Here is a 23,446-nt window from a genome sequence, read left to right as displayed (position 1 = left end):
GGCGTCGGCCCGGATCCGTCTCGAGATCGCCGACGATGAGGATCGTCGACGCCGGTCCCGTGCGGTGGGCTCGGCGCAGGCGCGCTCGGACCCGCGCGACGGACGCGCGTCCCCTCTCCCCCTCCGCGGTCCGGAGTGACGGTGCCGCGGACCGCTCGGGTCGGCTGCTCGCCGCCGCGCCTCCTCTTCCGCCGCCCCCCCTCGAGGGCCCCGTCCGTCAGAGCGCCCCGAGGACCGGGCCGCCGAGGATCGCCTCCGCCTCGTGCCAGAGCCGCGCGCCCAGCGCCGCGTCGGTCGAGCTGGGCACGGGAGTCGCGAGCACCGGCTCTCCCGCGGCTCCGTGGCGGGGGCCGATGTAGGCGTTCCGCGGCAGTGTCGGTGCGGCGACGGCGGCGACGGCGGGTCGCGCCGCGGAGTCCTTCCCCTGCACCAGGCGCGAGACCAGCGGCGCGAGGGCGGGTGCGAGGAGCCGCACGGGCAGCGGCCGCTCGTGGAGCGGCGGCCGCTCGGGGGTGAGGGCGTCGATGGCGCCGCCGGGGTGGGCGACGACGGAGCGGATCCGAGACCCCGCCTCGAGGAGGCGCCGGTCGAGCTCGAACCCCAGGATCTCCGCGGCGTGCTTGGACATCGCGTAGGCGACGCGGGGGCGGTAGGACTTCTGCGAGAGCCAGTCGTCGGGGTCGAAGGGGATCCGCCGGGTGAGCATGCTGCCGGTGCTGACGATCCGTGCGGCCGGCGCCTCCTCGAGCGCCGGCAGTGCGGAGCGCAGGAGCTCGACATGCGCGAGGACGTTCACGCCGACCGTCGACTCGACGCCGAAAGCGCCCGTCGCAGCGATCCTCGGCGCGGTGATGATCCCCGCGTTGAGGACGATGCCGTCGAGGGTGCCGAGGCGCCGGAGGGCGTCCCCCGCCGACAGGATCGACTCCCGGTCGGAGAGGTCCAGCGGCAGGTGGCGGTGCCGGCCCGGGTCGGGGAGCAGCCCGATGGCCGCGAGCGCCCGAGCCTCGGAGCGGGCGGCGACGACGACCCGCGCGCCGAGGCGGGCGAGTCCCTCCGCGACGAAGAAGCCGATGCCACCGGCGGCCCCGGTGACGACGACGGTGCGCCCGTCGAGTCGTGCGATCTCCACGGCGGTCTCCCTTCGGCGCCCGAGAAGGGGCGCGGTGGTCTCGGAAGGGCTCAGATTCCCTTCAATCCTTGAAGCTTCAAGGTACATGCTTCAGGACTTGAAGCGATATTCTGATCGCATGGCGACGCGACGGGACGAGCGGCTGGCGGACGCACTGGCCGCGGTCTACGACGTGGTGGCGCGCACCGACGAGGCGCTCGCTCCGGCACTGCGCGAGTACGGCATCACCGCCACGACCGCCCACCTCCTCTGGAGCATCGACCCCGGCGAGCCCGCTCCGTCCATGAGCGAGGCGGCCGCCCGAGCGCACTGCACCCCTCAGAACGTCACCTTCCTCTGCCGGCAGCTCGAGGCGCGGGGACTGGTCGAGCGCCGGGTGTCGCCGACGGACCAGCGGCAGCGCGTCATCGGGATCACGCCGCTCGGCCGCGTCGCCCGCGAGCGGATCAGCGCGCTCGTCTCCGCCGACTCCCCCCTGGCGCGGAGGACCGATGCGGTGCTCGACGCCGTCGTCGAGCTGCTCGGCCCGCCGCCGGGCCTCACCGCGCGTGACGCCCCCGCCGGAGGACCGCCGCGTTCGCGGTGACGATGAGGGCGATGCCGATCCATCCGGCCGCGCCGACGTCCTGCCCGAGCACGACCGCGCCGATGAGGGCGGCCAGGACGGGGTTGACGCTCATGAGCGTCCCGAACACGCTCGCCGGGAGCCTCCGGAGCGCGATCACGTCGGCCACGAACGGGACGGCCGTCGCGAGGACGCCGGCGCCGACCGCCAGGAGCACGGTGCCCGCGTCGGGGCGCGTCGTGACGAGCGTCCAGACGGCGACGGGCAGGAAGACGGCGGCGGAGATCCCGGTCGCCGTGGCGGTCCCCTGCGCTCCGGGCAGCCGGAGTCCGATGATCCGGTTGAGCAGGATGTACGCGGCCCAGCAGCACGCGGCCGCGAGACCGAGCGCGATCCCCAGCTGGTCGGACGAGGGCCTCGGCCCGGCGATCGCGACGACGCCCGCTCCGGCGACGAGGGCGCAGAGCGCGCTGGTCCTGCTCCGGGAGCCGAGGAGCGCGACCGCCAGCGGCCCGCAGAACTCCAGGGTCACCGCCAGCCCCAGCCCGATGCGGTCGATGGCCGCGTAGAGCGTGAGGTTCATCGCTCCGAACACCACGGCGAGGAGCAGGACGGGCCACCACTGCGCGCGGGTCAGGTCGCGGATCCGCGGCCGCACGACCGGGAGGAGGATCAGCGCGGCGACGATCTGCCGGACGGCGACCACTCCGACGGATCCCAGGACCGGGAAGGCCAGAGTCCCGGAGGCCGCCCCGAGCTGATTCGAGAGGGCGCTCGCGAGGGCGGTCGCGACGCCGACGGTCCGTCCGTCGCCGGGGAGCTGCTTCGTCATGCCGGAAGTCTGCGAGCCGTCCGGCCCCGGCTCACAATGCATAACCGGTCCGATCGATGCGGGAACCGCATGAATAGGATGCGGTCATGGATCTGGAACTGCGCCACCTCCGGTCGTTCGTCGGCGTCGTGGACGCCGGGACCTTCACCGACGCGGGGATCGACCTCGGCATCTCCCAGACGGCGGTCTCCCGCAACGTCGCGGCGCTCGAGTCCGTCCTCGGACGAAGGCTCCTCCACCGGACGACCCGCAGCGTCGAGCTCGCGCCGGCGGGCGAGCGGGTGCTGCGGCACGCCCGCCGCGTCCTGGCCGTCGTCGACGATCTGCGCGAGGAGGCGGCGGCCGGAACGGACACGATCCGGATCGGCTACGCCTGGTCGGCTCTCGGCGAGCACACCCAGGAGTTCCAGCGCCGCTGGGCCGCGGCGCTCCCCCGCCACGAGCTGCGGCTGATCCGCTCCAACACCCCCACCGCGGGGCTCGCGGAGGGCCTCAGCGACCTGGCGATCCTCCGGCGCGGATCTCCGGCTGCGGACGTCGAGTCGGCTCTGATCGGCACCGAGAAGCGCTACTGCGCCCTGTCCGTCGACGACCCGCTCGCCGCGAAGCGCACGGTCACCCTCGCCCAGGTGGCGACCGCTCCGCTCGCGCTCGACGACCGGACCGGGAGCACCCGGCTCGACCTCTGGCCCGAGCACGACCGGCCGCGGATCACCGTCCCGACGACCGACGTCGACGACTGGCTCACGGTGATCAGCAGCGGCACCGCCCGCGGAGTGACCGCGGAGTCGACGGTGAGCCAGTACCGGCGGCAGGGCCTCGCCTACCGAGTCGTCCGCGATGCCCCGCCGGTCCCCGTGCACGCCGCGTGGATCCGGAGCGACCCGCCGCCCGTCCTGGGCGACGTCATCGGGCTGCTCCAGGGCCTCTACCGCACCTCCGACTGACGACGACGGCCGCCGGGGCGAGCCCGGCGGCCGTCGTCGTCATCTCACTTGCAGGTGAGAGCGGAGTACGCGGCCTGCTTCATGGTCGTCACCGCGGCTCCGTCCAGGGTGGCCGTCGCGGTCACCGTCGCCGAGCCCGCGGCCACCGAGGCGGAGCGGGTGGTGAAGGCGTGGGAGGCGCTCGACCCCGGAGCGATCCCGGTGAACGACTTCGAGCCCCAGGAGGACGCGATGGTGATCGCCGCCGGGACCTTCGCGTCGTTCCGAGCGGAGACCGTCACCACGACCTTGCCCGCCACGCAGCGGCTGGTGGCCGTCACGGTGGTCGGCACCGTCGCCGCGGAGGCGCGGACGATAGAGAGGCGGTAGGTCGCGGTGGTCGTGTGGTCCTGCGCCGACGACTCGACGACCACGCTCGTCGCGCCCGACGCCGCGAGCGGCACTGTGCGTCGGAGGGTGTCGTCGATCAGCACGCCGTCGACCTTCACCAGACCGCTGGGCACGGCCGGGTCGAGGTCGAGCGAGACGCTGGTCGTGCCGGCCGGCACCGTCAGGGTGTGGTCCCGCACCCCGGCGGCGAGCGCCGGCGAGAGCGTCCCGACGTCGGAGGAGAGCTTCGTCAGCTCCGGGTCCACCGCGTAGGTGGTCGACTCCGTGGTGTAGACCCCGAAGACGCCGCCGACGTAGCTGGACCCGGTGCCCTGGAAGCGCACCGTGACGACGGGGATCTTCCGTCCCTGCGCGTCGAGCACGTACTTCCCGCTCTGGTCGCGCTTGTAGCTGTCCTTCGCGGCAAGGCCGCTGAGGACGGACGCCGGGATCCGGTCGTACTGGACGTACCAGCTCGTCGCTCCGGCCGCTCCCGAGACCACCTCGGTCTTGAGCTTCACGTCGTTGAGGTAGACGTCGAAGGTGCGTCCCGCGTCGCCGCCGTAGTAGCGGACGCCGAGGTAGTTGGCCGGCAGGGTCGGGTCGACGATCATGTCGTACTGGAAGTACGCCTCCGCCGATCGCTCGCCGTCGCGGTAGCCCTCCCCGCGCCAGGTGCCGACTCCGGACCGCGCGGTCTTGTAGTTCTTGTCGGCCTCGCTGTTGTTGTTGTCGAACGAGGTGAGGGAGTCGATGGTCGTCTCGTCGACGCGCAGCTGCTCCTTCTGGGTCCGGATCAGCGCCTGCGCCGCGGCCGAGTCGGGCTCGATCAGGGTCATGTACGTCGCGTAGCGGGCGTTGTAGAGGCTGTAGTACGGGGTGAAGACCCGGGCGGCGGAGGCGGCGTCGACGTTCTTCATGCCGAAGCGCATCGTGGTGCGGCCGTTGCCGTCCGCGCCGTCGGGCAGGCGCACCAGGTTGTCGCGGATCGCCGATGTCCAGGCCGCGGAGTCGCCGACGACGATGTTCGAGTTCACGGACTTGTCGGCCGTGCCCATCCGCACCAGGACGCCGGCGACGTAGGACGCCTCGACGTTCGAGCGGTTGAGCTCGGTCGCCAGCAGCACCGGTCCGTAGCGGAAGGCGGTCCAGTCGGCGCTCTCGGTGTCCGCGACGGCGGCGACCGCGGCGGGCAGCTTCCAGGTGAGGACGTCGCCGGCGGCGACGGCGACGGAGACGTAGCCGGCCTCGGCCGTGACCGTGCGGGTCGCGCCGTTCACGGTCAGCGTCGGTGCTCCGTCGATCCAGGACGGGACGCGCAGCTTCAGGGTCGTGCCCGCGGCCACGGCTCCTCCCGCCAGCGCCTCGACCCGCAGGGTCGCGGTGTCGGTGACGGGGATGTCCGCCGTCTGGCTCAGCCTCAGGTTGTTCGCCGGGGAGCGGAGCACGGAGGAGCGGAACTGGTTCACGAAGACGGTCTTCGGCTTCTCGAAGTAGATCGAGTCGCCGAGCTTCGTGAAGCTCTCGATGCCGGTGCCGTGATCGCACCAGAACTCGTCGTGCTCGTGCCCGAAGACCTTCGCGTAGCCCGCGGTCTGCGGCTGGAAGTAGGTCACCATGCCCGTGTCCGGGTTCTGCACCGAGAGGACGCCGTTGATGAACGCCTCCTCGTAGAAGTCGGCGTACTTCACGTCCTCGGTCACCTGGAACAGCGACCGGGTGAGCTTGAGCATGTTGTAGATGTTGCAGCCCTCGGAGGTGGAGTTCTCGCCGTAGCCGGTCGTCTGGCCGTTGGTCGCGTACTCGTGGAGGGTGCCGGGGGCGTGGAAGTGCTCGGACTGGCTGTTGCCGCCGTTGGCGTAGGTGTGGGTCTCGTCGACCATCCGCCAGAAGTTCTCGGCGGCGCGGCGGTACATGTCGAGGTCCGACTTCTCGGCGTCGGTCAGCGTCGCGTAGAGCGCCGGGTCGTCGGTGAAGACGCGGTAGCGCTTCAGCGCGCCGATCAGCTTCGGGATCGTGGTGTTCGCGTGCAGCCCGTTGAGGACGTCCTCGTTGTTCGCCAGCTTGCGGAACAGCGCCGTCTCGTCGAAGTACTCCGCCGCGCGCTTGTGCGCCGGGTCGTGCGTGGTCTCGTAGAGGCGGTAGAGCGCCTCGTTCATCCCGCCGTACTCGGTGTTGAGGAGCTGACCGGGGTTCGCCTGACGGCCCGCCCAGGCGGTGATCCAGCTGCCGAAGCCGCCGGCGACGACGAGCGCCTTCTGCGAGACGGCGTCGGGGGCGTGCTCGTGGGCGTCGAGGAGGCCCGCGAGCACCTTGTGCAGGTTGTAGAAGGGGACGAGCAGGCCGTCGCCGCCCGAGGGGAGGTAGCGGGTCGGGAACGGCGAGACGTAGCCGGCGTTCGCGGGGTCCTTCAGCGCGTACGCGTCCTGGACCTTCTTCAGCCCGTCGACGGAGGCGGTGAGCTTCGCGAGCAGGGCGGCCTTCGTGGTCGGGTCCTCGGTGGTGGCGTAGGCCTGCGAGAGCGCGGAGACGTAGTGGCCGAAGAAGTGGCCCTGGAACCGGGTGCCGTTCTCGCGCTCCCAGCCCCCGTATCCGCCGCTCGTGGTCGGGGCGAGCCCGGCCTCGCGGTAGAAGGAGTAGAGGAACATCTCGGGGTCGAGGCTCAGCAGGTACTCGACGGTCTGCTGCTCCCCGTTCTCGAGGTACGGGTCCTGCACGGAGACGTCGGACAGGCCGGCCTCCACGAGGTAGTTCGACGTCTTCACTCCCCGGGGCTGCACCTGGAGAGTGTAGGTCTTCGTGACCGCGGTGCTGCCCCCGTAGGTGGCGGAGCCGGTGAGGACGACCTGCGTCGCGGAGCCGGTGGGCGGCGTGACCGCGGCCGTGCCTCCGCTGATCGCGACGGTCGCCGGGTCGGAGGAGGTCCAGCTGAGGGCGGACCCCTTCGCGCCGACGGTGGGCAGGGTGAAGCCGGTGCTGGTGCTCGCGGGCGGGGCGACCAGCTCGAGGTCGGCCCGGGCGATGCTCGCGGGGTCGAAGGAGGGGTTCCCGGCCTTCGTCAGGGCGACGACGTCGGTGGTGGTCGCGACGCCGTTGTAGAGCGCGTAGTCGTCGAGCAGGCCGCGCAGGTGCGCGCCGTTGTACTGGGGGCCGTTGAAGCCGAGGGTCTTCGTCGAGGTGCTCTCGGAGCCGAGGACGCCGGATGCGGAGGAGGACGGCGCGGTCTTGACGACGGCGGTCTGCTTCACCCCGTTGCGGTAGAAGGCGACGGCCTTGGTGCTCTTGTCGTACGTGGCGACCACGTGCGTCCACTCCCCCGCGGGGAAGAAGCCGGAGCGGGCGGTCTCGACGGCGACCTTGTACGGCTGACCGCCGGACGGGCCGATCGAGAGGGCGAGCGGGGTGCCGTCGCCCTCGGAGGTGAGGTACCAGCCGTCGGAGTTGTAGGCGGTCTTGTTCCAGGTGAAGACCTGCTCACCGGTCATCGCGCTGGTCGGCTTGTACCAGAACGAGACGGTGAGGTCTGCGGGCTGCAGCGCCGCCGCAGTGCCGAGCGAGATCGCGTTCGATCCGGTGAACTCGAACGCCCGGCCGTTCAGGCCGGTGCCGTAGGAGGCCGTGCCCTTCTGCATCCCGAGGGCGGTACCACGACCGCTGGTGTCGGCGAGCGACCCGTCGAACGGGAGCTCGAGCACCTTCGCGGCGTCGAGCGAGGTGGTGGGGGCGGCCTGGGCCGTGGGGCCGACCGACAGGAGACCCGCCGTCAGCGCCATCACCGCCACGGTGGCCAGGGGGAGTCGTCGTCTCATTTGTGAGGCCTCTCGTCGTTGAGAAATCCGGCCCAGGGGGGCGGGCCGCCTCGAATGTTACCGTTAACAATAGTTTTCGGTGAGGTTTCGGTGAGAGGACTGACAGGGTCGTCGGGCGCTCAGCGGCGCCGGTCCAGAGCCGCCCGGAGGTACGGAGCGGTGCGGCTGCCCGCGGCCTCGGCGACCTCCTCCGGAGCGCCCGTCGCGACCACCGAGCCGCCGGCCCGGCCCGCCCCCGGGCCGAGGTCCACGACCCAGTCCGCGTCGGCGACGACGCGCATGTCGTGCTCGACGACGATCACCGTGTTGCCCGCGTCGACCAGGTGCTGCAGGTGCTCGAGCAGGCGGTCGGCGTCGGCGGGGTGCAGGCCCGACGTCGGCTCGTCGAGCAGGTAGAGCGTGTCCCCGCGCTGGGCGCGACGCAGCTCCGAGGCGAGCTTCACCCGCTGCGCCTCTCCCCCGGACAGCTCGGGCGCCGGCTGGCCGAGCGAGACGTAGCCGAGCCCCACGTCCACCAGCGCGTCGAGGTGGCGGGCGACCTCGCGGTCCTCGGCGAAGGCCTCGCGCGCGTCGGCGACGCTCAGCGCGAGGACGTCGGCGATCGTCCGGCCGCCCAGTGTGACCTCGAGGGTCTCGTCGTTGTACCGGCTGCCGCCGCACGCCGAGCAGGGCGCCTCGACGGTCGGGAGGAACAGCAGCTCCACCTCCACGGAGCCCTCGCCCTTGCAGACGGGGCAGCGCCCGCTGGGCAGGTTGAAGGAGAAGCGGCTCGCCGAGAAGCGGCGGCGCTTCGCCTCCGGGGTGGCCGCGAAGAGCGTCCGCACCCGGTCGAACAGGCCCGTGTAGGTCGCGACGTTCGAGCGCGAGGTCCGGCCGATCGGGGTCTGGGTCACCTGCACCACGCGGCGCAGGCGGTCCGCGGGCCCGGAGGCGGTGCCGCGGGTCGCCGCCGCGGCCGCGTCGAGCAGCGGGTCCGCCTCCCCGCCCTCCTCCGCCGGCGCGTCCTCGGCGACGTCGGCGCGGAGCGAGGCGCGCAGCAGATCGGGCAGCGCCTGGTTCACGAGCGTCGACTTGCCCGATCCGGAGACGCCGGTGACCGCGGTGAGCACCCCGACCGGGAACGCGACGGAGAGGTCGTCGAGGGTGTGCCGCGAGACTCCGGCGAGCTCGATCCACTGCTCCGCGGTGCGGCGGGAGCGCAGCGGCGCCGGGTCGCCCTCGGGGAAGAGATAGCGGCGGGTGACGGAGCCGCGGGCGCCCGGCAGGCCGTCGAGCGTGCCGGAGTAGACGACGGTGCCGCCTCCGGAACCCGCGCCCGGGCCGATGTCGACGATCCAGTCGGCCTCGCGGATGACGTCGAGGGAGTGCTCGACGAAGAAGACGGTGTTGCCGGTCGCCCGCAGAGTCCGCAGGATGCCGAGCAGCGCCTCCGTGTCGGCGGGGTGCAGGCCCGTGGACGGTTCGTCGAGCACGAAGACGACGCCGAAGAGGCGCGAGAGCACCTGCGTCGCGAGGCGCATCCGCTGGAGCTCCCCCGAGGAGAGCGTCGGCGTGGAGCGGTCGAGCGAGAGGTGGCCGAGGCCCAGGTCGACGATCGGCGCGAGGCGGGCGACGAGGTCCTCGACCAGCCGCTGCGCGGCCAGGCGGGTCTGCGGAGCGCCGTCGGCCGGGGTCCAGCCGGGCTCCAGCACGCGCCGCGCGACGACGACCAGCTCCTCGAGCGGGAGCGCCGACAGCTCGGTGATGTCGAGCCCCTCGAAGGTGACGGCGAGCGCGTCGGGCTTCAGCCTCCGGCCGCCGCACACCGGGCAGGCGACGCTGACGACGAACGAGGCCGCGCGCTCGCGCATCCGGGCGCTCTTCGAGCCGGCGAAGGTGTCGAGCACGTAGCGGCGCACCCCGAGGAACGTGCTCATGTAGCGCGGCTCGTCCCCGGCGGCCACGGAGGCGCGCACCTCCGCGGGCGAGCGGTCGGTCCACACGGGAACCTGCGGCGAGTCGGGCGTGTGCAGGATCCAGTCGCGGTCCTCCGCGGGCAGATCGCGCCACGGAGCGTCGATGTCGTGGCCGAGCGAGATCAGGCTGTCGCGCAGCTGCTTGCCGTGCCAGGCGGTCGGCCAGGCGGCGAGCGCCCCGTCGCGGATCGAGAGCGAGTCGTCCGGCACCATCAGCTCGTCGGGGACGTCGTAGACCCGGCCGATGCCGTGGCAGCTGGGGCACGCTCCCTGCACGGTGTTGGCCGAGAAGTCCTCCGCGAGCAGCATCGGCGCGCCCTCGGGGTAGGCGCCGATGCGCGAGAAGACCATCCGCACCACGCTCGAGAGCGTCGTCGCGCTGCCGACCGTGGAGCGCGCCGAGCCTCCGGAGCGCCGCTGCGGGAGGGCGACGGCCGGCGGCAGGCCCTCGATCGAGTCGACGTCCGGCACGCCGACCTGGTCGATCAGCCGCCGCGCGTAGGGGGCGACCGACTCGAAGTAGCGGCGCTGCGCCTCCGCGTAGAGCGTGCCGAAGGCGAGCGAGCTCTTGCCCGATCCGGAGACCCCCGTGAAGGCGACGAGGGCGTCGCGCGGCACGTCGACGTCGACGCTCCGGAGGTTGTTCTCGCGGGCGCCGCGCACGCGGACGCGGTCGAGGGGGTCGGTGGTTCCAGGCGCGCTCATCCGTACAGCCTGCCGTGCCGGGATGTGGGGCGGCCGCCGCGGAGCTCCGAGGCGCTCGACGCCGAGACGGCCCGCTCCCGGCCGAGGCACCGCAGTGGGGCGGTGTCTCGGCGGGGGCGGGCCGTCTCGGCGTCAGCGGCGCGCGTGCGTCAGCAGGTGCGCGCCGGGTAGGCCGCGGTCAGGGCGCCCGCGGTGAGCGAGGCGGCCGGGACCGAGGCCTGACGGGTGGTGAAGGCGGCCGAGGCGCTGGCGCCGGGGGCGGCGGTCAGCGTCTGCGAGGCGCCGAACGGCGAGCGGATGACGACCGAGAGGGGCGTCGTGCCCGTGTTCTTCACCACTCCGGTGAGGACGACCTTGCCCGCGACGCAGCGGGTGGACGCGGTGAGCGTCGAGGTCGGTGCCGTCACCACCACGGTCGCGGTGACCGTGACGGCCGTGGAGCTCGAGAGCCGACGGTCGGCGGCGTTGTAGGCCGTCGATCCGTTCGCGCCCACCCACTGGTTGTCGTTCGCACCGATCGTGCGGACGACTCCGGTGACGGAGTAGCGGCCGGGCGCCGTCGCCACCGCGGAGGTGTTCCAGGTGACCGGCTGCGAGGCGGTGCCCCGGTTGTAGGCGAGCACGACGTCGGCGCGGGCGGGCAGAGCCGCCGCGGCGTCGGTGCCGGAGGCGACCGTCACCTCGCCGAGGTCCGAGCGGACCGCGGAGGCGGCGTCGGCCGAGCGGACCTCGGCGTACTGCCCCGCGGTCAGCGAGACGATGCCGCCGTGCTTGGTCGACGAGGCGAGCGAGAAGCCCGGGTCGGTGAGCTGGGTCCAGCCCGTGTCGAGGTCGTTCGTCACCATCGGCTTGTAGCCGGTCGCGGGGATCACGTCGACGTACAGGTACCAGGTGTCCTCGCCGTGGTCCTTGAACACCGCGGGGCCCTCGACCCCACCGGGGTTGCCGCCGGACCACACCGCGCCGATGCGCGACTGGATCTGCGTCCACGAGGTCGTCGGCAGCCACCAGGTCGCCGAGGTGGTCGACTCCATGTAGATGCCCTTGCCGGTGCCGTTGTCCTTCGAGATCCGGTAGGTCGTGCCGGAGTCCTGGATCAGCGTGGTGTCGATCGTGTCGGCCCCGGTGTCGATGAAGGTGCCGCCGTACGAGTAGGTGGCCTGCGTGAAGTCCGTGGTCGCTCCCCAGAGCACGCGGGAGGATCCGGTGCCCGGCGTGTGCGCCGCGGTCGGGTAGACCGTCGAGGACCAGTAGACGACGAACGCGCCCTTGCCGGGTCCCGCGTAGTCCGGCACCCACGTGGCCTCGGGAGCCCACATCATGCCGGCCTCGAGCTTCTTCGTCCCCGCGGCGTCGAGCGCCACGTCGAACTGCCGGACGTCGCTCCACGACACGAGGTCGCTCGACTCCCAGACGTTCATCTTCGTGCTGCCCTTGGTGGTCCAGTAGCACCAGGTGTCGCAGGTGCTGGGGCCCCGGTCGCCGCCGAAGACGCGGAGGTCCGTGGCGATGATGTAGTACTTCTCCGTGTCGGGGTTGTAGGTCAGGTACGGGTCGCGGACACCGGTGGTGCCGAGGTCGGAGGCCAGGATCGGCTTCGCGCCGTTGAGCGGGTCCCACTTCTCCGGGTCGTCGCCGCGGGAGACGTCGAGGTAGATCTTCTCGGCGTAGCCCTGGGAGTCCTCGACGAAGTGGACCATCAGGTAGCCGTAGGGGGTGTCGACGCCGACCTGCGGCTCGACCGTCACGGCGATCGAGCGGGTCTGCACGATTCCGCGGATCGACGCCGTCGCGGTGAGCGACGAGGTGCGCGCGGCCTGGCCCACGGCGGGGCGGTCGGCGCTGAGGGTGCGGCCGTCGGCCGAGACGCGCAGGGTCGGGTCGCTGGAGGACCAGGTCACCGCTCCCCCGTAGTCGGGCAGGTTGGTGGTCGAGTCGTCGACGGTGAGCGGGGCGACCCCGGCCAGCACGGCGGCGGCGATCGGGGAGAACGTGGAGGCGTGAGGCTTCGCGTCGACGCTCGACACGGCCACCACCTCCGCCCCGGTGAGCGCGCGGTCGTAGACGCGGAACGCCGAGACCTCGCCCGTGTAGAACGGGTCGGGGTACGGTGCGCGGCCGATCGTGTTCAGCGACTGGTCGGCCACCGACGAGGGGCGCAGGGCGGTGGGCGCCGAGGCGACCTGGACGCCGTCGACGAAGAACGAGATCGTGCCGGCGCTGCCGTCGATCACCGAGGTGAGGCTGTACCAGCGGTCGGCGGTGAGGGCGGAGGCGCTGCGGGCATTGTTCTCGCCGTTCCCTCCGCTGGTCGTGATCGCGGTGCGCACGCGGTCGCGGACGGACGCGAACCAGTACTGGTTCGTGCTGTCGCTGCCGATGTTCCACAGGAAGTGGAAGTTCGAGAGCATCGACGCGCCGGCGCGAGTCTCGATCGTGACGGTGGCCGACGAGCGACCGGTCAGCAGGTTCGCGGGCAGCTGCACCCAGGGGGCGGTGGTGCTGCTCTTGGGGCCGCCGGTGAGGCGGAGCGACGTGCCGGTCCAGAGCGCGTCGGTCGCGTTGCGGACGGTGGCGGCTCCCACGCCTCCGCTCACGGAGTTCGGGACCGCGCTGCCGGTGGTCTGCGTGAACCGGTAGTCGGCGAGGAGGCCCTGCTGCGGGATCACGGCCTCGGCCGCCTGCGCGGCCGGAGCCGGGGCGACGAGGCCCGAGAGCAGCACTGCTCCGAGGCCGAGCGCGGCGAGCGCTGCGCGCAGCGGCGCTCGCCGCGCGGGTGTGGTGGTGGGGGGCATGGTGCTCCTTCAGTGGAGTGGTGCGGGTCGGGGGGAGGGTCTCGGGGTGCCGGGTCGAGCAGCGCCGTCAGGGGCGTGTCGGGACCTGTGTGCGGAGCACGGGGGGGATCTCGGTACGCCGCTGCGCGGCTGCTCGGCCGGCAGAGGGGGGCGGCTCGGCCGGCGACGTCCCTTGCTGGTCGAGCAGCCCCGCCAGGGGCGTATCGAGACCCGTGTACGGAGCACGAGGTCTCGATACGCCGCTGCGCCGGCTGCGCGACCGGCAGGAGGATCAGCCGCAGGTGAGGGCGGGGTGGCTCGCGGTGACGGTCGCGGTGCGGCCGGCGTCGTCGGTGCCCGCGACGGCGACCGTCGTGGATCCGGCCGGGACGCTCGCCTGACGGGTCGTCACGGCGGTCGACGTGCTCACTCCACCGGCGAGCGCGGTGACCCGCTTCGCCGCGGTGCCGGTGCCGATCGTGACGTCGACGGGCAGGTCGTCCGCGTTCCTCACGACCGTGGTGACGACGACCTTGCCGGCGACGCAGCGCGCGGCCGAGGTCGCCACCGGCTGCAGCGGCACCGTCGACGCCGGGGCGCCGAGCGAGACGCGGAAGCGCTGGCAGTCGTTGTTCAGGACACTCCACTGCCCGATCCTGGTGCCGTTCTGCGCGGAGCAGTTCGACAGGTCGAGCGCCTTGCCGCTGTGCGCGGCCCGCAGCTCGACGGTGCCGTCGTTGCCCGGGCGGAGGCGCCAGCTGCTGCCCGTGACGCCGCACGCGCCCTGGGTGACGGTCGCGCCGTCGGCGGCGGAGCCTCCGGTGACCGCGAGGCACTTGGCGGCGGCCGAGACGGGGTGCATCTCGAGCGCGCCGTCGGCGGCGGAGCCGAAGGTGACGCGCTGGCAGGGCGAGCCGAGCCAGTCCTGCTGCTGGAGCAGGGCGCCGTCGGCCGTGGAGCAGTTCGGCAGGTCGAAGGACTTGCCGGTGACGAAGGACGTGACGGCGACGGGTCCGGCGGGGCGCAGCACCCACTCCTGAGCCGCGGCGGAGGTGGCGGCCGCCTGGCGGACGGTCGAGCCGGACGCCTCCAGCAGCTTGCCGCTGGTGCGGTTCGTCAGAGTCGAGTAGCCGCCGGTCGCCGGGGCGACCGTCCACTGCTGGCAGCTCGTGGTGAGCCACGCGGACTGCTGGAGCCCGGCGGTTGCGGTGGCGCAGCCGACCGGTCCGAGCGCCTTGCCACTCGAGGCGTTCATCACGCGGAGGGTGCCCTCGCCGGTGGCGTCGAGCATCCAGTTCGCGCGCGGGGTCGAGCAGGAGCCCTGCACGACGCCGGCGCCGTCGCCGCTCTGCGCGGAGGAGACGGTGGCGCAGAGGCCGGTGCTGCGGCTGACGAGCTGCCACGGGGCGCCCTCGACGCGAGCGGTGATCGGGGCGTTCTCGCCGCTGGGGACGGGGATGCGGGCCGCGGTGCCGAGCGGAGCGCCGAAGTCGGGCTCGCCGGTCGCCGTCCATTCCACGATGTGCGCGCGGGCCGAGCGCTGGCGGCCGCAGCCGTCGTTCGGGCCGGGGTTCGCGTGGTACAGGTTCCAGGTCTCGGTGCCGTCGGGCGAGTCGAAGAAGTCGTTGTGGCCGGTGCCGTACTCGCCGTTCGCCTTCGAGAAGACGGGTCCGTCGCTCTTGGTCCAGGAGGAGGCGAGCACCGGGTCGCCGGTGCCGTCGTACTCGAGGGTGCCCAGCTGGTAGTCCTCGGTGCCGCAGAAGCTCGCCGAGTAGACGATCCAGGTGCGGCCGTCCTTCTGCAGCGGGATCGGTCCCTCGTTGACGGGCATGCCGATGGTCTCCCACGGCTCGACCGGCTCCGAGAGGACGGTGCCGGTGCTGGTCGCGGTCCACGGGTCCGACATCCGGGCGATGTAGTTGCTCTGGAGGCCGTTCCCGGGCTGGAACTCGGACCAGGTCATGAACAGCTCGCCGTTGAGCTCCAGGTACGCGCCGTCGATGTTCCACCGGTCGGTCGGCACGGGGCGGCCCTTGTAGGTGTAGGGGCCCATCGGGTCGTCCCCGGCGCTCTCGATCACCTGCAGGTGCTGGCCGTCGAAGTTCCCCGCGGTCCCCATCGTGTACATGAGGTACCAGCGCCAGCCGTTCGGGCCCTGGAGCCGCTGCAGCTCGGGCGCCCACATGTTGGCGTTCCGGCCGGGGTTCGTGTCGGTGTACACGGTGGTCGGGGCGGTGGTGCCGAGCGCCGCGAGGGTGGGCGCCTTCCGCATCACGACGCGGTTGTCCCACGTCGTCGCGACCATGTAGTAGTTGCCGTCGTGGAACTCGATCGTGGGGTCGGCGGTGTCCGGAGCGATCGGGTTGGTGAAGGTCGGCTCGCCGAGGGCGACGGCCGGGGAGGCGGCGGTGAAGGGCAGGGCCACCACCGCGGCGAGCAGGATCAGCAGCCCGGCCGTGAGGCGGCGCCGGAGCCTCGCGGATCGGGGGCGCTCGGCGTCGGCGGGCATCGGTGCGGTCGTCATCGTGACTCCATCGTCAGGGGGCGGCGTGGGGCCCGGAGGCGCACCGTGGGCGGCGCGCCCCCGGGGGCTGAGGGGCTCCGGGAAGCGCCGGAGGGCGCCGCGGAGAGAGGCCCGGTGGACCTCGGAGAAGGACTTCCCGTGCCTCGCAGGATTCGGCGCGACCTCCACCTCGAGGTCTCCGACGCCGCCGGCCGCACGGTTTGTTCACGGTAACAGGGCGTCTGCGCGAACTCAACGGCCCCCGTCAGAGGGGGTGGCATCGGCTCACGGCGCCTGCGGTCCCCGCGGTCGCGTTCACAACGGAGGAAGGATCCACGGCGCCCCGCGGAACGGCGCGGGCGAGGAGGGCCGGATCGGACGTTCGTCCTCCGTTGCGAACGGCTCGACCGCCCGGAGCGCCGACCGCGCCGCGCTCAGGCCGGCGCACCCAGGTACGTCGACAGCTCGCGCGCCGTGAGCGAGACGTAGGCACCGAGCGCGTCCAGCTGCGATCCGATCCTCGACTTCGGGGCGCTGACGTTGATCGCCGCGACGATGCGGCCCGAGAAGTCGCGGACCGGGGCCGAGGCGCCCACCACCCCCCGCTCCAGCTCCTCGTCGAGCGTGGCCCAGCCCCGCTCGCGGATCCGCGCGAGCTCGGCGATGAGCGAGTCGAAATCCGAGACGACCGCCTTGTCGACCGGCGGCTCCTCGAGCACCGAGAAGCCGGCCGCGGCCATGGCCGGATCGACCGGCCCCACCACCGGCCGGTCGTGCCCGTGCTCGTCGTACCAGGCCGAGAGGGAGGCGCGGTCCCAGTCGCTGATCAGGACCCGCCCCGAGGGCGTGCGCCAGGCGGCCGTGATGACTCCCTCCCAGCCGGTGGTGCGGACCTCGTGGGGACTGAGCTCGCTCAGCACGGTGAGCACATTGCCGCCGCGGAGGACGCAGAGGTGCGTCGTCTCCCGGGTCGAGCGGGCGATCCTCCGCAGGTGCGGGCGCGACCGCGCGATCAGCTGCGACTCGAGGGTGCGGGCGGCGAGCGAGAAGATCCGGCTCCCGAGCCGGTAGCCGAGCGTGACGGGATCGCGGTCGAGCAGGCCCGCGTCGGAGAGCGTGGCGAGGCTGCGCGAGATGACCGCCTTGTCGCGGCCGGTGAGCTGCGCGATGCGCATCACGCCCAGCCCGCCCGACTCCTCGGCCTCCGGACCGCCCAGGATCTCGAGGATCTCGATGTCGCGGGCCAGGCCCGAGGAATTGCGCCGGGGTGCTGCGCTGTCGTCCTGCATGACGCCACGGTAGACGGCAGTTGTCATATGAGCAACATCCATTGTCTTTATGGCACCGCTCTTCGTACTCTGACCACGTCGCCACTCGGCGGCCCCGCTCAATGAAGAGAAGGGAGTCATCCGTGCCCGGATCCGACGTCTCCGGACTCGTCGTCTTCCTCGGTCGCCGTTCCGACGACATCGCGGAGCTCGTCCTCGAGCACGTGCTCGTCGTGGCGGTCTCGCTCGCCATCGCCCTGGTGCTCGGCGTCGTGATCGGCCTGCTGGTGTGGGACCGCCCGATCCCCCGCTCGCTCGCCATCACCGCCGCCGGCATAGCGATCACGATCCCCTCGCTGGCCCTGCTGGCGATCCTCAGCCCCGTGCTCGGGCTCGGCTGGGCGCCGACCGTGGTGGCGCTGGTCTTCTACTCGCTGCTGCCGATCATCCGGAACACGGTGGTCGGCCTCCGCGAGGTCCCGAGCCACGTGCTCGAGGCGGCGCGCGGGATGGGGATGGGTCCGCTGCGGGTCCTGCTCACCACGCAGCTGCCGATCGCCTGGCCGATCATCCTCACCGGCGTCCGCGTCGCCGCGCAGCTCACCATCGGCATCGCCGCCATCGCCGCGTACGTCGCCGGTCCCGGCCTCGGCCAGTACATCTTCAAGGGCCTCTCCTCGCTCGGCTCGAAGAACGCGCTCAACTACGCCCTCACCGGCACCGTCGCCGTCGTCGTCCTGGCGCTGCTGGTCGACGCCGCCTTCCTCCTGATCACCCGCTTCACCACCTCGAGAGGTCTGCGTGCCTGAGATGACCACCCCCGAACCCACCGACACGGGCTTCCTCTCCGCGATCTCGCAGCGGGAGGGAGGAGTCGCCATCGAGCTCGAGGGCGTCAGCAAGACCTACTCCGGCCAGTCGGCACCCGCTGTGGAGGACTTCTCGATGCGGATCGAGCCCGGCGAGCTGGTCATGTTCGTCGGACCGAGCGGATGCGGCAAGACCACCACGATGAAGATGATCAACCGCATCATCGAGCCGACGAGCGGAGTGATCCGGATCGACGGCAAGAACGTGCTCAGCCTGGATCCCAACCAGCTGCGACGGCACATCGGCTACGTGATCCAGCAGATCGGCCTGTTCCCGCACCTCACGATCGCCGAGAACATCGCGGTCGTCCCGAGGCTCCTCGGCTGGACGAAGCAGCGCACGGCCGAGCGCGTCGACGAGCTGCTGCGCACGGTGCAGCTCGACCCGGGCCAGTTCGCGCAGCGCTACCCCAAGCAGCTCTCCGGCGGGCAGCAGCAGCGGGCCGGAGTCGCGCGGGCTCTCGCCGCCGATCCGCCGGTCATGCTCATGGACGAGCCGTTCGGCGCGACGGACCCGATCACGCGGGAGAAGCTGCAGGCGGAGTTCCTGCGCCTGCAGAGCGAGATCGGCAAGACGATCATCTTCGTCACCCACGACTTCGATGAGGCGATCCGCCTCGGCGACAGGATCGCCGTGATGAGCGAGAGGTCGCGCATCGAGCAGTTCGACACTCCGGCAGCCATCCTCGCGGCGCCGGCGAACGACTACGTCGCCTCCTTCATCGGCAGCGGCGCGGCGCTCAAGCGCCTCGCACTGATCCCGGTGCGGGGCGCCCGCCTCGGGGCGGCGGGCCCCTCGGGGTCGCCGCGGGTGGGCTTCTCGGCCACCCTCCGCGACGCCCTCGACCTGCTCGTGCTCACCGGAGCACCCTGCGTCGACGTGGTGGACGGCGGCGGAACCGTCCGCGGCTCCCTCGACCACGCCGCGATCTCGGCGGTGCTCACCGGCGACTCCGATCCGCTGGCCGCGCCGGGACAGGACCGCTGACATGGCCGTCATCGCTCCCCCCGTCGCGCTCCGGACGGGCCGCTCGGGCCGTGTGCTCCGCCGGGTCGCCGCTCCACTGTCGGTGGTCGTGGTGCTCGCCGTCACCCTGCTCTGGCTGAGCAGCAGCACCCTCGACTCGATCGAGCAGCGCACCCTCAACCCGGGCTACATCCTCGCCCGCGTCGGCGAGCACGTCGTGCTCACCGTGACGGCCTCAGCGCTCGTCGCGGTCCTCGCGATCCCGGCCGGCATCGCCGTCTACCGGGCGGAGTCGAAGGTGTTCCACACCGTCGTGCTGGGCCTGGCGAACATCGGCCAGGCGACGCCCGCGGTGGGCGTGGTGATCCTGCTGGCGATCGTGTGGCAGACCGGATTCGCTACCGCACTGGTCGCGCTGGTCGCCTACTCCTTCCTCCCCGTGCTGCGGAACACGCTGACGGGGCTGGAGCAGGTCGACGCCGGTGTCCGCGAGTCGGCGCGCGGGATGGGGATGACCCCGAACCAGGTCCTGCGGCGGATCGAGCTGCCGCTGGCCTCGCCGGTGATCCTCGCCGGGCTCCGCACCTCGCTCGTCTTCTGCGTCGGCGTCGCCACCATCGCCACCTTCATCAACGCCGGCGGGCTCGGCGACATGATCGTCAACGGCCTGAAGCTGCAGCGCTATCCCGTCCTGATCACGGGCGCCGTGCTCGTGGCCTGCATCGCGGTGCTCATCGACTGGGCCGCCGGCCTGGTCGAGGACGCCGTGCGCCCGCGCGGCCTCTAGCCGCCGGCCCGCCCCCTCACTCCTGCACCTCCGCACCCCGCACACCCCTGCACAGAAGGAACAACCATGAAGAAGCGAACCGTCGTCATCGTCGCCGCGGCCGTCTCGAGCGTCGCCGCCCTGAGCGGATGCTCCGGGGGCGCCTCCCAGGGCTCGGGAGGAGCGGGGGACGAGCTCTCGGGCCTCTCCGGGGAGATCGGGTCGAAGGACTTCTCGGAGCAGTACATCCTCGCCCACATCACCACCGACCTCCTCAACGCCCACGGCGCCGATCTCGAGGCGAACACCAAGCTCGTCGGCTCGGCGAACGTGCGCCAGGCGCTCGAGAACAAGGACTTCGTCGGCTACTGGGAGTACACCGGCACCTCCTGGATCACCTACAACGGCAACACGTCGCCGATCCCTGGCGCCGAGGCCCAGTTCGCCGCGGTGAAGGAGGCCGACGCGAAGAAGGACATCGCCTGGCTCGACCCCGCGCCCCTCAACAACACCTACGCCTTCGCGATCCGCTCCTCCGAGGCGGAGGAGCTCGGCGTGAAGAGCCTCAGCGACGTCGCGAAGCTGCCCGCCGACGAGCAGACCTTCTGCATCGAGAGCGAGTTCTCGACCCGGGACGACGGCTGGCCCGGCCTCAAGACGGCCTACGGGCTCGACGTGCCCGACTCGAACGTCACGCTCCTGGACACCGGCGTCATCTACACCGCCACGCAGAAGGGCGACGACTGCAACTTCGGCGAGGTCTTCCAGACCGACGGCCGCATCTCGGCCCTCGACCTGACCGTGATGGCGGACGACCAGCAGTTCTTCCCCGTCTACCAGGGCGGCTTCACACTCCAGCAGTCGGTGCTCGACGAGTACCCGGCGATCGCCGACGTGATGGCCGAGGTCTCCCCGCTTCTCACCACGGAGGAGATGCAGAAGCTCAACGCCCGCGTGGACGTGGACGGCGAGGACCCGGAGGACGTCGCGAGCGAGTGGCTCGACGAGCAGGGGCTCCTCGGATGACCGCCCCGATCCTCGAAGTCGGCGAGAGCTTCGTCGGCGAGGGCGTCAACGCCGCCCACATCAACACCGTTCTCGGCGCCCGCACCGGCCCGGCCGGGACGGCCTGGGCGACCGCGCTCGCGACTCCCAGCGCCGGCCACGTCCCCTTCGTCGCGGTGCTGCGCCCCTCGCTCCCGGTGAAGCCGCTCACGCTCTTCGTCACCAAGTCGGCCCCGGCCGGCGACGAGCACGGCGTGATGATCTGGGGCCCGGCGCAGGCCGGCGTCGCGGCGGGAGTGGCGGACGCGGTGGCCGACGGCTCCGTCGATCCCGCCGTGGTGGACGAGTGCGTCGTGATCGCCGCGGTCTGGGTGAACGCAGCGGCCGACGACGCCGACGCCGTCTACCGCCACAACCGCGAGGCGACCGCCACCGCGCTCCGCAACGGCGCCCGACGCCTGCCGCCGCTGGAGGACGTCCTCGCCGCCCGCGGCGCTCCGGCGAACCCGTTCTACACGGCTCCGGCCGTCCCATGACAGGAGACACGATCACCATGCCCCCCGCCACCACCCCGACCGTCGGGTTCATCGGCCTCGGCAACATGGGCTCCGGGATGACCAGGAACCTGCAGAAGGCCGGCTTCCCGCTCGTCGTCACGGACATCCGCCGCGAGTCGGCCGACGAGCTGGTGGCGGGCGGCGCCGTCTGGGCGGCGACCGCCGCCGAGGTCGCGGCCTCGAGCGACCTCGTCATCACGATGCTGCCGACTCCGCGCCACGTCTCGGACGTCGTCGGCGGCCCCTCGGGCATCCTCGCCGGGATCGCCGACGGCGGCACCTGGATCGACATGTCGACCTCGGTCCCCGAGGTGGCGGACCGGGTCCGCGCCGAGGAACGGCACCGGGGCCTGCGGGTCCTGGACGCGCCGGTCAGCGGCATGGCCGTCGGCGCCGCCAGCGGGATGCTGCAGATCTTCGTCGGCGGAGAGGCCGAGGACGTCGCCCGGGTCCGCCCGGTGCTCGAGGCGATGGGCGATCCGGAGCGGATCCTGCACGTCGGCGGCCACGGCACCGGATACGCGGTGAAGCTGATGATCAACCAGCTGTGGTTCTCCCACCTGGTCGCGACCGCCGAGGTGCTGGCGATCGGCACGAAGGCCGGCGTCGACCTCGGAGTGCTGCGCGACTCCCTCATCGCGAGCCCCGCGAACAGCACCTTCGTCGAGCGCGACGTGCTCTCGATCCTGACCGCCGGCGACTACGACGAGGGCTTCGCCATCGCTCTCGCCTGCAAGGACCTCGGCCTCTCGATCGACCTCGCCCGCTCGGTGGGCGTGCCCGCCGAGCTCAGCGGCCTGGTGGAGCAGATCTACCGCCGCGCCCGCGCCTCCTACGGCGATCGCGCCGGAGAGATGACGCCCTTCCGCCTCTACGAGGACCTCATCGGGCGGGACCTGCGCCTGTGACCGCCACGACAACCACCCCGGAGACCCCCATGACCACCGCAGCCGACGAGGCCGCCCTCCTCGCCCGGATCCCCGTGCAGCTGCTGCTCGGCTCCGGCTGGACCGACTCCGCCGACGGCTCCACCTTCGCCGTCCAGGATCCCGCCACCGGCCGCACGCTGCTCGAGATCGCCGATGCCCGCCCCGAGGACGGCGCCCGCGCGCTCGACGCCGCGGCCGCCGCGCAACGCGACTGGGCCGCGACCGCACCCCGCGCCCGCGCCGAGATCCTCCGCCGCTCCTTCGAGCTCGTCACCGAGCGCGCCGAGGACTTCGCGCTGCTGATGACCCTCGAGATGGGCAAGCCGCTGGCGGAGTCGCGCGGCGAGGTCGCTTACGGCGCCGAGTTCCTGCGCTGGTTCTCGGAGGAGGCACCGCGGATCTCCGGGCGCTACGCCACAGCACCCGACGGACTCAATCGCCTCCTGGTGCTGAAGCGCCCGGTCGGTCCGTGCCTGTTCATCACCCCCTGGAACTTCCCGCTGGCGATGGCCACCCGCAAGATCGCGCCGGCGATCGCGGCCGGGTGCACGATGATCCTCAAGCCCGCCGCTCTCACACCGCTGACCGCCCTGCTGCTGGCGGAGGTGCTCCGCGAGGCGGGCCTGCCCGACGGCGTGCTGACGGTGCTGCCGACGACCAGCGCCGGAGCCGTCACGGGTCCGATGCTGCGCGACCCGCGGCTGCGCAAGCTGTCCTTCACCGGCTCGACCGAGGTAGGCCGCCGCCTGATCGCCGATTCGGCGGATCAGGTCCTGCGGGTCTCGATGGAGCTCGGCGGCAATGCCCCGTTCCTCGTCTTCAACGACGCCGATCTCGAGTCCGCCGTCTCGGGCGCCGTGCTCGCGAAGATGAGGAACGGGGGCGAGGCGTGCGTAGCCGCCAACCGCTTCCTGGTGCAGCGCGGCATCGCCGAGCGCTTCACTTCGGCCTTCGTCGAACGGATGGCCGGCTTCCGCGTCGCCCGTGGCACCGAGCCCGGCTCCACTCTCGGACCGCTCGTGGACGAGGCGACCCGCGGGAAGGTGTCGGAGCTCGTCTCCGGCGCCCTGGAGGACGGGGCGACGCTCGCCCTCGGCGGCTCCGCCGTCCCGGGTGCGGGCTACTTCTACGAGCCGACCGTGCTCACGGACGTGCCGCGCGACGCGAGGATCCTCGACGAGGAGATCTTCGGCCCGGTCGCCCCGATCGTCGTCTTCGACACCGAGGCGGAGGCGGTGGAGCTCGCGAACGCGACGCCGTTCGGCCTGGTCGCCTTCGCCTTCACCCGCGATCTCGACCGCGGGCTCCGACTCGCCGAGGAGCTCGAGACCGGGATGCTCGGCCTCAACGCCGGTGTCGTCTCCAACCCGGCCGCGCCCTTCGGCGGCGTGAAGCAGTCGGGCCTCGGCCGCGAGGGCGGGGCCGAGGGCATCGAGGAGTACCTCGAGACCCGCTACGTCGGCATCGCCGATCCGCACCGCGCCTGAGACCCGG

At 72.3% G+C, this 23,446-nt stretch carries 16 protein-coding genes; 9 read left to right on the top strand and 7 right to left on the bottom strand.

What is annotated here, in order from left to right; all coding sequences use genetic code 11:
* Positions 1–217 precede the first annotated feature (217 nt).
* Entirely contained in the window at positions 218–1,132 is a 915-nt protein-coding gene (locus C5C59_RS00320; RefSeq protein WP_181134784.1) for an SDR family NAD(P)-dependent oxidoreductase, read from the bottom strand.
* 118 nt (positions 1,133–1,250) lie between these two features.
* Between C5C59_RS00320 and C5C59_RS17105 the strand changes: the two genes are divergently transcribed.
* Positions 1,251–1,718 (top strand): MarR family winged helix-turn-helix transcriptional regulator, encoded by a 468-nt coding sequence (locus C5C59_RS17105; RefSeq protein WP_181134783.1) that lies wholly within the window; start codon positions 1,251–1,253, stop codon positions 1,716–1,718.
* Here the strand turns inward: C5C59_RS17105 and C5C59_RS00310 are convergent.
* Positions 1,672–2,529, bottom strand: coding sequence for a DMT family transporter (locus tag C5C59_RS00310; RefSeq protein ID WP_104239237.1), 858 nt, complete (start codon positions 2,527–2,529; stop codon positions 1,672–1,674). The two genes, C5C59_RS17105 and C5C59_RS00310, sit on opposite strands and share 47 nt — an antisense overlap.
* An 86-nt stretch (positions 2,530–2,615) precedes the next feature.
* Here C5C59_RS00310 and C5C59_RS00305 point away from each other — a divergent pair, with 86 nt between their 5' ends.
* The gene (locus C5C59_RS00305) at positions 2,616–3,476 is read left to right on the top strand and encodes a LysR family transcriptional regulator (RefSeq protein WP_104239236.1); all 861 of its coding nucleotides are present in this window, start codon (positions 2,616–2,618) and stop codon (positions 3,474–3,476) included.
* Between the two features lie 44 nt (positions 3,477–3,520).
* On the opposite strand, the gene C5C59_RS00300 is transcribed toward C5C59_RS00305, so the two are convergent.
* The 5 genes from C5C59_RS00300 to C5C59_RS00280 all read right to left on the bottom strand — a co-directional run bounded on the left by C5C59_RS00300 (position 3,521) and on the right by C5C59_RS00280 (position 16,880).
* Positions 3,521–7,654: a beta-L-arabinofuranosidase domain-containing protein gene (locus tag C5C59_RS00300; RefSeq protein WP_104239235.1), complete on the bottom strand. Its 4,134-nt coding sequence runs from the start codon at positions 7,652–7,654 to the stop codon at positions 3,521–3,523.
* Between the two features lie 119 nt (positions 7,655–7,773).
* A complete protein-coding gene (locus C5C59_RS00295; protein WP_104239234.1) occupies positions 7,774–10,314 on the bottom strand; it encodes an excinuclease ABC subunit UvrA in 2,541 nt (846 codons plus the stop codon).
* 149 nt (positions 10,315–10,463) lie between these two features.
* Entirely contained in the window at positions 10,464–13,109 is a 2,646-nt protein-coding gene (locus C5C59_RS00290) for a LamG-like jellyroll fold domain-containing protein (protein ID WP_104239233.1), read from the bottom strand.
* Positions 13,110–13,380: 271 nt separating this feature from the next.
* A complete protein-coding gene (locus tag C5C59_RS00285; protein WP_219813997.1) occupies positions 13,381–15,612 on the bottom strand; it encodes a family 43 glycosylhydrolase in 2,232 nt (743 codons plus the stop codon).
* A 413-nt stretch (positions 15,613–16,025) separates the two neighbouring features.
* Positions 16,026–16,880, bottom strand: coding sequence for an IclR family transcriptional regulator (locus C5C59_RS00280; protein WP_104239641.1), 855 nt, complete (start codon positions 16,878–16,880; stop codon positions 16,026–16,028).
* A 122-nt stretch (positions 16,881–17,002) separates the two neighbouring features.
* Between C5C59_RS00280 and C5C59_RS00275 the strand changes: the two genes are divergently transcribed.
* The 7 genes from C5C59_RS00275 (at position 17,003) to C5C59_RS00245 (ending at position 23,439) form a co-directional block, all read left to right on the top strand.
* The gene (locus C5C59_RS00275; RefSeq protein WP_308470727.1) at positions 17,003–17,668 is read left to right on the top strand and encodes an ABC transporter permease; all 666 of its coding nucleotides are present in this window, start codon (positions 17,003–17,005) and stop codon (positions 17,666–17,668) included.
* A gap of 1 nt (position 17,669) precedes the next feature.
* Positions 17,670–18,716: an ABC transporter ATP-binding protein gene (locus tag C5C59_RS00270; RefSeq protein ID WP_104239637.1), complete on the top strand. Its 1,047-nt coding sequence runs from the start codon at positions 17,670–17,672 to the stop codon at positions 18,714–18,716.
* A gap of 1 nt (position 18,717) precedes the next feature.
* The gene (locus C5C59_RS00265) at positions 18,718–19,482 is read left to right on the top strand and encodes an ABC transporter permease (RefSeq protein WP_104239638.1); all 765 of its coding nucleotides are present in this window, start codon (positions 18,718–18,720) and stop codon (positions 19,480–19,482) included.
* A gap of 66 nt (positions 19,483–19,548) precedes the next feature.
* The gene (locus tag C5C59_RS00260) at positions 19,549–20,487 is read left to right on the top strand and encodes a glycine betaine ABC transporter substrate-binding protein (RefSeq protein ID WP_104239639.1); all 939 of its coding nucleotides are present in this window, start codon (positions 19,549–19,551) and stop codon (positions 20,485–20,487) included.
* Positions 20,484–21,002 carry a formaldehyde-activating enzyme gene (gene fae, locus C5C59_RS00255; RefSeq protein WP_104251198.1) on the top strand — a complete coding sequence of 173 codons (519 nt, stop codon included), beginning with the start codon at positions 20,484–20,486 and terminating at the stop codon, positions 21,000–21,002. Before C5C59_RS00260 ends, fae begins: the two co-directional genes overlap by 4 nt.
* 17 nt (positions 21,003–21,019) lie before the next feature.
* Positions 21,020–21,931, top strand: coding sequence for an NAD(P)-dependent oxidoreductase (locus C5C59_RS00250; protein WP_104239398.1), 912 nt, complete (start codon positions 21,020–21,022; stop codon positions 21,929–21,931).
* Between the two features lie 29 nt (positions 21,932–21,960).
* Positions 21,961–23,439, top strand: a complete 1,479-nt coding sequence (locus C5C59_RS00245) for an NAD-dependent succinate-semialdehyde dehydrogenase (RefSeq protein WP_104239397.1) — start codon at positions 21,961–21,963, stop codon at positions 23,437–23,439.
* The last annotated feature ends 7 nt before the right edge of the window (positions 23,440–23,446 follow it).

Source organism: Rathayibacter sp. AY1F4 (assembly GCF_002931775.1).
Lineage (GTDB): Bacteria > Actinomycetota > Actinomycetes > Actinomycetales > Microbacteriaceae > Rathayibacter.
The sequence above is the reverse complement of the archived record's forward strand: the minus strand, read 5'-3'. Positions and strand labels throughout refer to the sequence as shown.